The organism is Mycobacterium sp. IDUB_39, from assembly GCF_055419205.1.
Map to the genome: position 1 here is coordinate 308,620 of NZ_JBVAXF010000001.1, position 13,381 is coordinate 322,000.

11 protein-coding genes and 1 pseudogene are annotated in these 13,381 nt (G+C 64.5%); 9 read left to right on the forward strand and 3 right to left on the reverse strand.

The window, feature by feature from the left end; genetic code table 11:
- Nucleotides 1-5: 5 nt before the first annotated feature.
- Nucleotides 6-965: a helix-turn-helix transcriptional regulator gene (locus ACZY0X_RS01530; RefSeq protein WP_463767840.1), complete on the reverse strand. Its 960-nt coding sequence runs from the start codon at nt 963-965 to the stop codon at nt 6-8.
- Between the two features lie 61 nt (nt 966-1,026).
- Here ACZY0X_RS01530 and ACZY0X_RS01535 point away from each other — a divergent pair, with 61 nt between their 5' ends.
- The 3 genes and pseudogenes from ACZY0X_RS01535 to ACZY0X_RS01545 all read left to right on the forward strand — a co-directional run bounded on the left by ACZY0X_RS01535 (nt 1,027) and on the right by ACZY0X_RS01545 (nt 3,269).
- The gene (locus tag ACZY0X_RS01535; protein WP_463767841.1) at nt 1,027-1,560 is read left to right on the forward strand and encodes a DinB family protein; all 534 of its coding nucleotides are present in this window, start codon (nt 1,027-1,029) and stop codon (nt 1,558-1,560) included.
- A 2-nt stretch (nt 1,561-1,562) separates the two neighbouring features.
- Nucleotides 1,563-2,162, forward strand: a pseudogene (locus ACZY0X_RS01540) (DinB family protein).
- A gap of 117 nt (nt 2,163-2,279) precedes the next feature.
- Nucleotides 2,280-3,269, forward strand: a complete 990-nt coding sequence (locus tag ACZY0X_RS01545; RefSeq protein WP_463767842.1) for an oxygenase MpaB family protein — start codon at nt 2,280-2,282, stop codon at nt 3,267-3,269.
- A gap of 52 nt (nt 3,270-3,321) precedes the next feature.
- Here the strand turns inward: ACZY0X_RS01545 and ACZY0X_RS01550 are convergent, their stop codons facing one another.
- A complete protein-coding gene (locus ACZY0X_RS01550; RefSeq protein WP_463767843.1) occupies nt 3,322-3,798 on the reverse strand; it encodes a hypothetical protein in 477 nt (158 codons plus the stop codon).
- Between the two features lie 197 nt (nt 3,799-3,995).
- On the opposite strand from ACZY0X_RS01550, the gene ACZY0X_RS01555 reads away from it, so the two are divergent.
- The 6 genes from ACZY0X_RS01555 to ACZY0X_RS01580 all read left to right on the forward strand — a co-directional run bounded on the left by ACZY0X_RS01555 (nt 3,996) and on the right by ACZY0X_RS01580 (nt 10,728).
- Entirely contained in the window at nt 3,996-5,345 is a 1,350-nt protein-coding gene (locus ACZY0X_RS01555) for an ABC1 kinase family protein (RefSeq protein ID WP_463767844.1), read from the forward strand.
- A 3-nt stretch (nt 5,346-5,348) separates the two neighbouring features.
- The gene (locus ACZY0X_RS01560; RefSeq protein ID WP_463767845.1) at nt 5,349-6,251 is read left to right on the forward strand and encodes an alpha/beta fold hydrolase; all 903 of its coding nucleotides are present in this window, start codon (nt 5,349-5,351) and stop codon (nt 6,249-6,251) included.
- A gap of 129 nt (nt 6,252-6,380) precedes the next feature.
- Entirely contained in the window at nt 6,381-7,274 is an 894-nt protein-coding gene (locus ACZY0X_RS01565) for a cyclopropane mycolic acid synthase family methyltransferase (RefSeq protein ID WP_463767846.1), read from the forward strand.
- 140 nt (nt 7,275-7,414) lie between these two features.
- Nucleotides 7,415-8,311, forward strand: coding sequence for a cyclopropane mycolic acid synthase family methyltransferase (locus ACZY0X_RS01570; RefSeq protein ID WP_241400874.1), 897 nt, complete (start codon nt 7,415-7,417; stop codon nt 8,309-8,311).
- A gap of 166 nt (nt 8,312-8,477) precedes the next feature.
- Complete coding sequence (locus ACZY0X_RS01575; RefSeq protein ID WP_463767847.1) at nt 8,478-10,079, forward strand: PE-PPE domain-containing protein; 1,602 nt, start codon at nt 8,478-8,480, stop codon at nt 10,077-10,079.
- A 445-nt stretch (nt 10,080-10,524) separates the two neighbouring features.
- Nucleotides 10,525-10,728: a hypothetical protein gene (locus ACZY0X_RS01580; protein WP_463767848.1), complete on the forward strand. Its 204-nt coding sequence runs from the start codon at nt 10,525-10,527 to the stop codon at nt 10,726-10,728.
- Nucleotides 10,729-12,379: 1,651 nt separating this feature from the next.
- Here ACZY0X_RS01580 and ACZY0X_RS01585 read toward each other — a convergent pair.
- Entirely contained in the window at nt 12,380-13,291 is a 912-nt protein-coding gene (locus tag ACZY0X_RS01585; protein WP_463767849.1) for an endonuclease/exonuclease/phosphatase family protein, read from the reverse strand.
- Nucleotides 13,292-13,381: the final 90 nt, after the last annotated feature.

Genomic DNA, 13,381 nt, shown 5'->3' on the forward strand with positions numbered 1-13,381 from the left:
CGCAGTCAGCGCGGCGCGGCCGCCCGGCGCAGGCGTTCGGCCACGGATGCCACGGCCTCGACCACCTCGGGCGGTTCGAGCACCTCGAATTCCACGCCCGGCATCGCCAGCCACGGCACCATCCGTTCGGGGTCGTCGGCACCCGTGGTGACGATGCATGCGTCCGGACCGTCGGGCTCGACCTGGACCGACGCCGCGGGAAAACACGCGGCCAGGATCTCCTGCGCCGCCTGGTATCGGACCCGGGCCACATAGCGGTAGGGCGAGGAACTAATGGCGCGTCGCACGTAGCTGGCGGCATCTGGGGCATCCCGCGGGGTAAAGGTGCTGCCGAGCGCCCGCACGTCGGACATCCGGTCCAGCCGCAGGCTGCGCCAGTCCTGTCGGTCGCGGTCGTAGGTCAGCAGGTACCAGCGTCGTCCCGTCGTGACGAGTTGGTAGGGCTCCAGTCGCCGCGCAGTGGCGTTACCCCGGATGTCGACGTAGCCGGCCGTGACGTGTTCGTGGTCGCGGCATGCCCGGGCCAGCGTCATCAGCACGTCGGGTTCCACCGGGGTGTCGGAATGGCCGGAGGTCAGGGTCACGGTGGCGTCGTGCACCGCGGAGACCTGCGAGCGCAGCCGAGCGGGCATGACCTGGTCGAGCTTGGACAGCGCTCGCAGCGCGGACTCGCCCACCCCGGCGACACTGCCGCCGGCCGCGACGCGCAGACACACCGCCATGGCGACGGCCTCCTCGGGATCGAGCAGCAGCGGCGGCAGGGCGGCGCCCGCCCCCAGCTGGTAGCCGCCGCCGTGGCCCTTGCTGGCGTGCACCGGATACCCCAGGTCGCGGAGCCGATCGACGTCGCGCCGCACGCTACGGCCCGTCACGCCGAGACGCTCGGCCAGCTCCTCACCGCTCCACACCCGACGGGACTGCAGCAGGCCCAGCAGTTGGAGCACCCGGCTGGTCGTCTCGGACATGTCCACAGTCTGCCGCAGTCATAGGACAGGAACTGTCCTATATGCGTGCGAGGGTGAGTGCATGACCAAGAACCTGACCGACGAGCTGGTGGAGCAGCTGGACTTCCACTGGCAGGGAGCGCTGCGTCCGCGACTGAAGGGGCTCACCGACGACGAGTACTTCTTCGAGCCGGTGCCCGACTGTTGGACGGTGCATCGCGACGGCGGGGTCGACTTCGCCTACCCACCGCCGCAGCCCGAACCGTTCACCACCATCGCGTGGCGGATGGCTCACATCATCATCGGCGTGTTCGCCGCACGCACCCACTCGCACTTCGGCGGCCCGCCCGCGGACTACCAGACGTGGGACTACGCAACCGACGCCGACACAGCACTCCGACAGCTCGACGACGCCTACACCGGCTGGATCACCGGGGTACGTGGCCTCGACGAGGCCGACCTGACCAAGCCGTGCGGCCCCGCCGAGGGCCCGTACGCCGACGAGCCGATGATCACGCTGGTCCTGCATATCAACCGCGAGGCCATTCACCACGGCGCCGAGATCGCCTGCATCCGTGACCTTTATGCACACACCCACCCCCAGAAGGAGCACTGAGAATGGCCGCTATGCCCCCACCCATCGCCGACGAGCGCGAGGGCCTCAAGGAGTACGTCGCCGCGCAGCAGTACGCCTTCCACGCGATCGCGTTCGGGCTCACCGACGAACAGGCCCGGTCCGCCCCGTCGGTCAGCGCGCTGTCGATCGGCGGCCTGATCAAGCACGTCACCACGTGCCAGAGGTCCTGGATGGATCGCGTGGCCGCCGCCCCGGACCTGACCGAGGCCGATAAGCGGCCGATGGAGGAGCAGGCAGGCGACTACCAGGACGACTTCGTCATGCGCGAGGACGAGACGCTGGCGGAGGTTCTGGCCCGGTTCGACGAGCAGAACGCTGAGACGCTGCGGCTCATCGAAACCGCGGATCTCGGTGCGGCGGTGCCGATTCCACAGCACGTGCCGTGGTTTCCCAAGGACGTGCCCGCGTGGTCGGTGCGCTAGGTGATCTTTCACATGATCGAGGAGCTGGCCCGGCACGCGGGGCAGGGTGACATCGTGCGCGAGACCATCGACGGCGCCACCCTCTACGAACTGCTGGCCGGCCTCGAGGACTGGGAGGCCACGCCGTGGCTCACACCATGGGGTAAGGCGCCGGTCTGAGCCTCGAGATCGACGAAATGGCTGCTCTCGGGATACTGAGTGCAGCCATTTCGTCGATCTCAGCGGAAAATTGATTAAACTGACAACGTACGTAGCCAGTTTTCTCGGGAGGCCGTCGTGTTGATGCCACACCAGTTGGTCGAGCAGTCTCTCCAGAGCCACTTCGACCGCAATGTCCGCCAGCACTACTTCCGCGGCATGGAGTTCGCCGGCCCGGCGGGCGACCCGGGCTGGTTCGGACCGGGCAGCGCCGTCTGGCACGTCCACTCCCACACCGAGGCGCTTATCTTCGGCCTGCAGTGCGCGGCCTACATCGAGCGTCTCGATCCGTCCATCTACTGGATGGGCATGCACCACTCCCGGCTGGTCAAACGCGATGAGGACGGCACCGCGATCCCCGTCATCGATCCCGAGGGCGCCGCAGTGCGTCTCGGGCACTCCATCGCGTTCTTCATCGGCACCGCCTACGGCAGCACCGAGACCGCCGAGCGGGTGTCGAAGACCGTGCGCGCCATGCACCACACCATCAAGGGCACCCGCCCCGACGGTGCGGCGTATGACGCCGACGATCCCGAGTGGCTGCGCTGGAACTACGCCACGGTGGTGTGGGGGCTGGCGACCGCTCATGAGATCTATCACCCAAACCCGTTGCGCGGCAAGAAACTCGACCAGTATTACGGCGAGTTCGTCCGGGTCGGGCACGCGCTGGGTGGCACCGATCTGCCCAGCACCAAGGCCGAGACGCTGGACTGCCTGCACTCCTACCTACCCAAGCTGGCGCTGACCCACGGCGCGGCCATGGCCACCGGGTCCAACCTGTCGATGCCCCAGAGCGCGGTGGACTGGGCGATACGGGACACCATGCCGAAGTGGGCCAAACAGCTGATCGGACACAACGACCCCAATCCCATCGAGCGCAGGGCCCGGCGCGCCGTGGTCTGGTCGATCATCAACGGCTTGCACACCGCCGCGGGAGACACCTTGGAGTTCGGACAGGCCCGGGCGCGGGTGGCCGGCGGCACCACCGTCTCGCACACCGAACCGGCATACGTTCCGGGCAGCGATCCCGAACTCAGCCGCGACGAGGTGGAGCATTCCTTCGCCTGACGGCGCAAATCACCACTACTGCACCGCGATTCATCACAGTGACGCTGCAGGCTTAGAAGAGTGCCATGACCTCTTTTGAGCACAAGCCGTATTTGTCGCAGAACTTCTTGCAGCTGTCCAGATTCTTCTCACAGCGCTCGGGTTTAGCGTTGAACGCCTCTGCCCTGTTCTCTATCACTTTTTGGACGCGCCCCTCAGGGGATGCAAGCGAGTTGCCCGGCTTGCCGCCGCCCGCGACTTTTGCAGCGCAGTTGAGTGACAGCATGAACTGCTTCGTGTCATGGTCGAAGTTATCGCGAGGGTAGGTCGGCCGATGCGACGATTTCACTATGCACTGATCCATGGGCAGTTGAGATCCCACAATGGTGGAGATGACGACGGTGCCACCTCTAGCGGCGATTCTTTCCGCTGCTTCCGCATAGGTCTTGCCCGCGTACGGGTCGGCAGCGGAAGTGCCCACACCGAAAAGTCCCATCGCCGCCACGGCCGCACCAACGATGACAAAAAATCTGGCAGCGATCGTCTTCACCGTCTCAAACTCCCTAGTGGTACGACCGGACAAGGCGGTCCCCCGTTCGTCTGGGAGCGAATATTAACACTGCAGACAAGATTGCCACGGGCCACGCGCTCTCTTGGGATGATCCGTAAGTCCTCGCCAGGGGGGCGTTGCGGCGACCCGATTGACATGAGATTTCGCCTGACCGCGACCTTTGAGACACTGGGTCTATGACTTCGACTAAGCACCGTGAGGTAGCCCAACTGGATCGGGTGCCGTTGCCGGTCGAGGCCGCCCGCATCGGCGCGACCGGGTGGCAGATCACCCGGACCGGCGCGCGGGTCATCGGCAACCTGATGGGCCGCGGTTCCCTGCAGCAGAAGATCGCCAGGCAGATCCCTCAGACCTTCTCCGATCTGGGCCCCACCTACGTGAAGTTGGGCCAGATCATCGCGTCGAGTCCGGGTGCGTTCGGCGAGCCGCTGAGCCGCGAGTTCCGTAGCCTGCTCGACCGCGTGCCGCCCGCCGACACCGCCGAAGTGCACAAGCTGTTCAAGGACGAACTCGGCGACGACCCGGCCAACCTCTTCAAGTCGTTCGACGAGCAACCGTTCGCCTCGGCCTCGATCGCCCAGGTGCACTACGCGACGCTGCACTCCGGCGAGGAGGTGGTGGTCAAGATCCAGCGACCCGGTATCCGCCGCCGGGTGGCCGCGGACCTGCAGATCCTCAAGCGCGGCGCGCAGCTCGTCGAGCTGGCCAAGCTGGGCAGGAGACTGTCCGCGCAGGACGTGGTGGCCGACTTCGCCGACAATCTCGCCGAGGAACTCGACTTCCGACTCGAGGCTCAGTCGATGGACGCGTGGGTCTCACATATGCACTCCTCCCCGCTGGGCGAGAACATCCGTGTGGCACAGGTGTATTGGGACCTGACGAGTACCCGCGTGCTCACCATGGAGCGCATCCAGGGCACCCGCATCGACGACGTCGCCACCATCCGCAAGAAGGGGTTCGACGGCACCGATCTGGTGAAGGCCCTGCTGTTCAGCGTGTTCGAGGGTGGACTTCGTCACGGCCTGTTCCACGGCGACCTGCACGCGGGCAACCTCTATGTCGATGACGACGGCAAGATCGTCTTCTTCGACTTCGGAATCATGGGCCGCGTCGATCCGCGCACCCGCTGGTTGTTGCGTGAGCTGGTGTACGCGCTTCTGGTCAAGAAGGACCACGCGGCGGCGGGCAAGATCGTCGTCCTGATGGGCGCCGTGGGAACCGTCAGGCCAGAGGGTGAGGCCGCGAAGGATCTTGCCGCGTTTGCCACCCCGTTGACCACGAAATCGCTGGGCGATCTGAGCTATGCCGAGATCGGCAAGCAGCTCTCGGCGCTGGCCGACGCGTACGACGTCAAGCTGCCGCGCGAACTGGTGCTCATCGGCAAGCAGTTCCTCTACGTCGAGCGCTACATGAAGCTGCTCGCCCCCAAGTGGCAGATGATGAGCGACCCACAGCTCACCGGATACTTCGCCAACTTCATGGTGGAGGTCTCCCGTGAACACAAGACCGGTGAACCGGAGGACTGAGCGGTGGACATCCGCACGGGCGCCGCGCGGTCGGGTGATCTGGACATTCACTACGAGGACATGGGCGACGAGAACGACCCCGCCGTGCTGCTGATCATGGGCCTGGGCGCGCAGTTGTTGTTGTGGCGCACGGGTTTCTGCGTGCGCCTCATCAACCAGGGGTTGCGCGTCATCCGCTTCGACAACCGCGACGTCGGCCTGTCGAGCAAGGTCGAGGGCACTCACACCGGTGCGAAACTGCTGCCCCGCATGGCGCGCTCCTATCTGGGACGTCGCAGCGAAGCGGTGTACACGCTGGAGCACATGGCCGACGACGCCGCCGCCCTGCTCGATCACCTGCGCGTCGAGAAGGCGCACATCGTCGGCGGGTCGATGGGCGGGATGATCGCCCAGGTCTTCGCCGCCCGCTACCAGCACCGCACCAAGACGCTGGCGGTGATCTTCTCGAGCAACAACCAACCGCTTCTCCCCCCGCCCGGACCCCGGCAGCTGCGTGCCATCACGACCCGGCCTGCGGACACCTCCCGTGAGGCAGTGCTGGCCAACGCACTCGCGGTCGGCAGGATCATCGGGAGCCCTGGCTACCCGGTGCCCGAGGACCAGATGATGGCCGATGCCGCCGAGAGTTACGAGCGGTCCTACTACCCCGCGGGGGTGGCGCGCCACTTCAGCGCCATCCTCGGCAGCGGCAGCCTGGTGGGCTATGACAGGCAGATCACCGCGCCCACGGTCGTCATCCACGGCCGCGCGGACAAGCTGATGCGCCCGTCGGGTGGCCGCGCGATCGCCAAGGCGATTCGTCGCTCGCGACTGGTGTTGTTCGACGGGATGGGACACGACCTACCCGAGCCGTTGTGGGACGACATCGTCGGCGAACTGAAGACGACATTTTCCGAAGTGCCCTGACCTGCGGAGAATCAATCCTTGGGGTGATGGCATGGATGCGCGTACAGTTCGAAACGAGCACCCGGGGGGGCCTGCCGACGTCAGTGGCGATGCGCGCAGACCTCTGTAACCTCCGAGAGGTAGTTTGCTATGGCTCAAGCCAAGGGCAGAAAGCGCCTGACCCCACACTTCGATAACGTGCAGGCGCATTACGACCTGTCTGATGACTTCTTCCGGCTGTTCCTCGACCCCAGCCAGACCTACAGTTGCGCCTACTTCGAACGCGATGACATGGCGCTGGAGGAGGCGCAGCTCGCCAAGGTCGATTTGGCGCTGGGCAAACTGGGACTTGAGCCCGGTATGACACTGCTCGACATCGGCTGCGGTTGGGGATCGACCCTGCTGCGGGCAATCGAGCGCTACGACGTCAACGTCATCGGGCTGACGCTGTCCAAGAACCAGAAGACGCACGTCGAGCGGGCATTCGCCGCCTCGGACAGCCCGCGGTCCAAGCGGATCCTGTTGGAGGGCTGGGAGCAGTTCGACGAACCGGTCGACCGCATCGTCTCCATCGGCGCATTCGAACACTTCGGCAGGGACCGGTGGGATGACTTCTTCACGATGGCCTACAAGGCCCTGCCCGACGACGGCGTGATGCTGTTGCACACCATCACCGCGCTGACGCTGCCGCAGATGGCCGAGCGTGGGCTGCCGCTGACATTCTCAATCGCCCGGTTCGTGAAGTTCATCCTCACCGAGATCTTCCCTGGCGGATACCTGCCAACCACCGAACTGGCCGCTGAACACGCGACAAAGGCCGGCTTCGACCTCACGCGCACGCAATCGCTGCAGCCGCACTACGCCAGGACGCTGGACCACTGGGCGGCTGCGCTGGAAGCACACCGGGATGAGGCGATCGCGGTGCAGTCCGAGGAGGTGTACGACCGGTACATGCACTACCTCACCGGCTGCGCCAAGGGCTTCAAAGATGGCTACATTGACGTCTGCCAGTTCACCCTCGCCAAGCGACGTCCCTCGGATTAGAGCCCACTTCTTACAAAACGCTAGGGTGTAGGGCTAGTTACGCATTTTGTGGTGCTCAGCCACGTAGGGTGCGTCACACCAGCATCTATGCGTGCGGTCGCGCATGCGGCCATCACGAAGGAAAGGCCACAGCAGCGAATATGTCTGATAACTCCCCAGGCACCAAGGATATGACTCCTCATTTCGAGGACATCCAAGCTCACTACGACCTTTCGGATGATTTCTTCGGCGTCTTCCAGGACCCGACCCGCAAGTACAGTTGCGCATACTTCACCGGGCCTGACGTGACGCTGTCGGAAGCACAGATCGCCAACGTCGACCAGCATCTGGATCGGCTGGACCTCAAGCCCGGGATGACGCTGCTCGAGGTCGGTTGTGGTTGGGGTGTCACCCTGCGGCGCGCGATGGAGAAGTATGACGTCAACGTCATCGGACTGACGTTGAGCAAGAACCAGCAGGCGTACTGCTCGCAGCTGCTGAGCAAAGTCGACAGCAATCGCACCTTCGATGTGCGACTCGAGGGCTGGGAGCAGTTCAACAGCCCGGTCGACCGGATCGTCTCGATCGAGGCATTCGAGCACTTCGGCTTCGAGCGCTACGACGACTTCTTCAAGACGTGTTACGACATCCTTCCCGACGACGGCCGGATGACGATCCAGAGCAGCGTCGGCTACCACCCCTACGAACTGGCCGAGCGCGGCAAGAAGCTGACGTTCGAGCTGGCCCGGTTCGTCAAGTTCCTGATCACCGAGATCTTCCCCGGTGGCCGGATCCCGAGCACCTCGATGATGGTCGAGCACGGCGAGAAGGCGGGCTTCGTCGTCCCCGACCCGATCTCGCTGCGCAACCACTACATCAAGACCCTGGGCATCTGGGCCAACCGGCTTGAGAACGCCAAGGACGAGGCGATCGCGGCCACCGATGAGGAGAACTACCACCGGTACATGAAGTACCTCACCGGGTGCCAGTACTACTTCATCGACGAGACCATCGACGTCAGCCTGGTCACCTACCTGAAGCCTGGCGCCGCCGCCTGACGGTTCAGTCAGGCACTTGACACGTATACAAGAATCCCGGCGGTCTTTGAGCGCCGGGATTCTTTGTTTTCGCCACTTCTTTCGCGCGTCGGTGTGATTGTTGACGGATGCGTAAAGCGGTGAGAGCGCTCCTGCTCGTCCTCGTGTCGTCGGATCCATCGCCCTGGTGGTCGGCTCCGCGTTCTCCGCCGCACTCGCCTTCGGGGCGATCGGACTGCTCGTACCGGGCACGGGCACGCCTGATGCGAACAACGTTTCGGCCTATATGGAAAACGCCCGTAACTGGTACATGCAGGGCACCGCGTGCAACGACTCCGCCAACTGTGGGACGGTCGCAGAGGGGGTGCCGGACCCCACGCTGCAGGGCATCGACTACCCCGCCTCCTTCTGGCCGCTGTCGATCTTCCCCAGTTGGTGCCGGTCGGGTCCCGACGGCTGCGACAAGTGGGACGAGTCGGTGGGCAAGGGCGCCGCGGGGTTAACCGATGCGCTTCGCGACGCGCTGGCGACATCGGCTACGCCGGGAGAACGGGACATCGTCCTCTTCGGCTACTCCCAAGGCGGCGCCGTGCTGTCCAAGGTGCTCAGCGAGTACGGGCTGACTGAGGAGGAGAAGGCCAGGCTGGACATCGTCACGATCGGTGGCATCCAGAATCCCGATGGCGGCCTCTGGCAGCGCCTAGCGTTCCTGCGTTACATCCCCATCCTCAATGTGACGCTCGGCCCGCCAATGCCGGTCGACCCGAACATCAAGACCACGACATTCGGATTCGAGTACGACCCGGTGGTCTACGCGCCGCGGTATTGGGGCAACCCCTTCGCGATGCTGAACGCGCTCGCCGCGTTTGACAACGTCCACGGGTACTACCTGTCGCCCAACGGCAACGGCCTGACGAGCACGCTGCCCTACGGGTACACGCCGGAGACGTTGGCGCCGCACCTGGTCTGCAACGTCGGGGTGAACTGCCGCGTGGATCAGTACGGCAACGAATACATCATGATTCCCGCGACGTCGCTGCCGATCATGAATCTGGTGATGTCATTGACGCCAGCCGCTTTGAAGCCGTTCGTCAAGCCGATCATCGACCTGATCTCGCCGGTGTACAAGGTACTGGCCGATCTGGGCTACGACTGGTCGGGCAATCCCGGCAAGTCGACACCGCTGTCGATCCTGCCGTTCAAGGTGTTCCAGGACTGGTCGGTTGTCGCCGGCAAGCTGGTCGCCGCGGTCATCCAGGGCATCGAGGACGCCTTCAACGGCGGGCCGTCCATCGTTGGGCCGGCCACGGTCCCCGAGACCACCTCGACGCTGGCCGCGCGCTCGATCGCGCCGTCCGATGTGGAGCCGCTTACGGAGGCAAAGAAGTCATTGGTCTCGGAGCTGACATCCAAGTTGGCGTCCGTGACGCAGTTGAAGCCAGCCGACTCCGACGCGGCCCAGCAGGTCCCGGTGACCGAACCCGTGGTGGCCGAGGTCGATTCGACCACCGAGCCGGTTGCATCGGTCGAGCCCATCGAGACGGTCGAGGGTGAAACGGCACCCGCTGACGGGGTCACCGAAGAAGAGTCGGCCGCGGCTGAGGACGCGACGGCCAATGAGACGAAGACCGAGGCGGATGAGCCGGAGACCAAGAAGGACGTCGAGAAGAAGGACGAGACCAAGAACGACGAGACCAAGAACGACGAGGCCAAGCCTGCCAAGCCCGCTAAGAAGGCCAGCGAGTCGGACAATGGCGACGGCGCCGACGACAAGAAGGCCGCTGCCTAACCGCTCGAACGACGGTTAGCGGATTCGGACTTCACATCAGTCGCGGGGCACCAGGGTCTTGGCCCATGTGGTGGACACGGCGGTCGGCGCCGTATCCGAGCTTCTTCGTCAGTGCCGCAACAACATCACGCATCGCGATGATCTGCGCGTCGGGCCAGCGTTCCCGTTCGTCGAAGGTGTAACGATGTCCCGGACCGCAGCGCGGCCGGGGTGAGAGTGGTTCGGGTCAGGTGACGATTCGGAGTTGGGCTTTCAGATGCGGCGCATCGAACCCCACGGTGGTGTCTTCGAGCAGTGGCAGCGCGCGGAGGACGCCGAGGATGACAGCGGCGACGCCGGCTAGGGCGCCGACGGCCACGGAACGGGACGCGCTGGCGTTCGGCCCAGTGGTATCGAGTTTGCTAAATTAGGGCATGGCAACCAGCGTTTCGGTACCGTCGGTACGGTGTTGACGGTTCGGCGCCGCAAACGCCTGGCGATACCCCCACGAAGCGACGCAGCAGCGCCGCAGTCCTACATCGTCACCGGGGCGCGGGGCTACGCGTGTTGTGATTGCGGCTGGGAGGGTCGGCGCCGGTGGTGGCGCACCTCAGCCGTCCACGACGCGGTGCAGCACTTCGTCGAGACGAGGCACCAGTTCATGGGCTAGCCCACTGCCTTTACCCGCAAGTTGGCTGACTGCTCACCGGTGCTCGCAGACGTTGCAGCGGCCCTCCGGGTGGCCCTCGTTGAAGTCAGGGTCTTCGGCGCCATACATGTCGCGTTGAACGATTCGGCCAGCGAACTATCGGCAAATTGACCGGCTAATCGGTGTACTAGGCGATATGCGGCTCTTCCGACTTCATGGGAGCCACACGTGGGTTCGTTAGCGATGTACTTGGTTGGGCGCCCACGTGGTCGGGGCGGGGGGCAGGGTGTATTTCCGACGAGTGGTGCTCGTGGTGGGAGTGGTGCTGGTCGAGGGAGTGGTGATAGGGGGGGCTTCGACGATGGCTGGGGTATCGATAGTGGTTGGTGTATCGACAGTGGTTGGGGCTTCGACGGCGGGTGGGGCGACCGTGGTGAGCGGAGCTTCGACGGCGGGTGGAGCGACCGTGGTGAGCGGAGCTTCGGCGGCGGGTGGAGCGACCGTGGTGGCCGTTGGCTTCGTTGAGATCGGCGTGTAATCAGGGGCGCCCCGCGGTGTATGCACAACCGTCAGCACCGCAAGAACAGCCACGACCACGGTCACCGCCGTCATCACCAGCCCGCGAACAGACACATGCCGTATCAGCCAGTGATTATCGTCCCGCCGCACAGCGCCGAAGGCTACCGCATTGCGATGCCGCCGAGACCGTGGAGGGCTTCATAAGCCGCTTGCGGCTTCTATTGAGCTTCCGTGATCTCGTAGTTGACGGGTGAGAGCCTGTCGGCGGCACTGTGTCGGTGTTGATGGTTGTAGCAGGTGTAGCACCAGTCGATGACCACGACCCGTGCATCTTCCGTACCGCGGAACATGTTTCAGGACAGCGCTTCCCATTCCAGCGAGGAGAAGGCGCCCAGCGGCTGCGTTGTCGACTCCACTCAGTCGATCGCATCGATCGACTGAGTGGAGGGTGTCAGATGGTTTGTGTAACAACTGCAGGTACGCCGACGCCGCTGCCGATCCTGCCGTTCAATCCGTTCCAGAACTGCGGCGACTTCGCCTACCGCCCCGCCGTTGCGACCGTGGGCGGTGTCCCCACCCGTTCCTGGGCAACTTCGGCATCGGCTGGGCAACGATGGCCCCGGCGAGCGTGCTCGACACGTCGTTGTTGGCCGCTACGTCCGGTGAGGAGCAGCTGGTGGGCGCAGCCGTCCCGGGACGTCGCGAAACTGGCGTCGGTCACGGAGCTGAAGCCTACGGGTGCAGATGCGGGGCAGCAGACGCTGATCACCGAACCCGTTGCGGGGTAGATCGATTCAGCTGAGGGTGCACATACGGTCGAGGAGGTGACCGCTCCGGTCGAATCCACCCCCGTGGAGACCGCCTGTGGAGGCAGTCACCAAAAACCGAGGACACAACGGCGGGCGACACAACTGCGAATGTCACAACGGCTGAGAGACGAAGCCCGATCAAATGAAGCGTGAGTCGAAGCCAGCTACGGAGCCGGAGACCAGACCCAAGACGTCCATTGACAAGAAGGACGGCCGACAGCAAAGGCGAGGCGAAGAAGGACAACGCCCAGCCCGCTAAGCCCGTTACGAAGGCTGGCAAGTCGGACGACAAGGACAGCGGCCGTGACGACAAGAAGGCTGCGGCCTAGCCAAATCCGTTCATATCAGTCGCGGGGCACCTGCACGGTGGCCAACAGCGCCCGGTGATCAGTGCCGGGAACGGTGACGGTCGTGGTTGATACCGCGGTGGCGTTGCGGGTCAACACGTGGTCGAGCCCCATGAAGGGCGGGACTCGTCGATTGCTCGGGAAAGTGAACTGTCTTCCCTCGCCGGCCTGTTCAGAGGCATCGCGATAGCCACCAGTCAACAGACGGCGGAACGGGCGCATGTCGATCGTTGAGTTGAAGTCGCCGCCGATAAGGATCGAGCCCTCGTCGGACTGGGCCGCGAGTGCGTCCATGATGCTTGGAAATTCGTTGAGGTCGCGGCGCCAGCCGTCGACCGGGTGGGGCCACGGCGAGGCGAGGTGTACTGATGCAACGGTGGGGTTGGTTGTCACTCCCTCGATTTCGAGCCGGGTACTGACCATGATCCTTTGCAGCCCACCGATTTGAGCAGACGTAGTCATTGGATACCTGCTGTACACGCCCGCCCCGGCGGCCTCCGGGCGGGGCGCCAACAGCTGATGAGGGAACGTGCGCTCGATTCTCGCTGCCTGCAGTCGGCGAGCCGCTTCTGGAGTGAGTTCCTGAACCATCAGGACATCCGCTTGGCCGTCGGCGATGGCAGTGATTACCTCCGCGTCCGCACGGCCGTACAGCATGTTGATGGTCATCACACGGACGGCGACTGACGCCCCGTCGACTCTGGCGGCGACGTACAACGGCACCTGTACCGCGACAATGGCGCCGATGAGGCACGCGGCCAGCGCAGTGAGCACCCACCGCTCACTCCACATCAGCAGGGCGAGAGCTAAAGGCGCGGCCCATAGGAGAAACGGCGCCGCAACTGCGACATACACCGACGGGTGATTTGGCAGCGGCGCGTAACGCACCGCGAAGGCGACACACGCCACGCCCAACAGGAGAACACCGGCAATGGTGCCGATCAGTAGTCGGCTGGTGTTCAGCGGGCCCCCCTCAGATCTGTTTCCCTACTTCTTACC

Coding starts and splice junctions, on each gene's coding strand:
- ACZY0X_RS01535 (WP_463767841.1), top strand. CDS start 1,027: ATGACCAAGAACCTGACCGACGAGCTGGTGGAGCAGCTGGACTTCCAC.
- ACZY0X_RS01530 (WP_463767840.1), bottom strand. CDS start 965: ATGTCCGAGACGACCAGCCGGGTGCTCCAACTGCTGGGCCTGCTGCAG.
- ACZY0X_RS01555 (WP_463767844.1), top strand. CDS start 3,996: ATGACTTCGACTAAGCACCGTGAGGTAGCCCAACTGGATCGGGTGCCG.
- ACZY0X_RS01565 (WP_463767846.1), top strand. CDS start 6,381: ATGGCTCAAGCCAAGGGCAGAAAGCGCCTGACCCCACACTTCGATAAC.
- ACZY0X_RS01570 (WP_241400874.1), top strand. CDS start 7,415: ATGTCTGATAACTCCCCAGGCACCAAGGATATGACTCCTCATTTCGAG.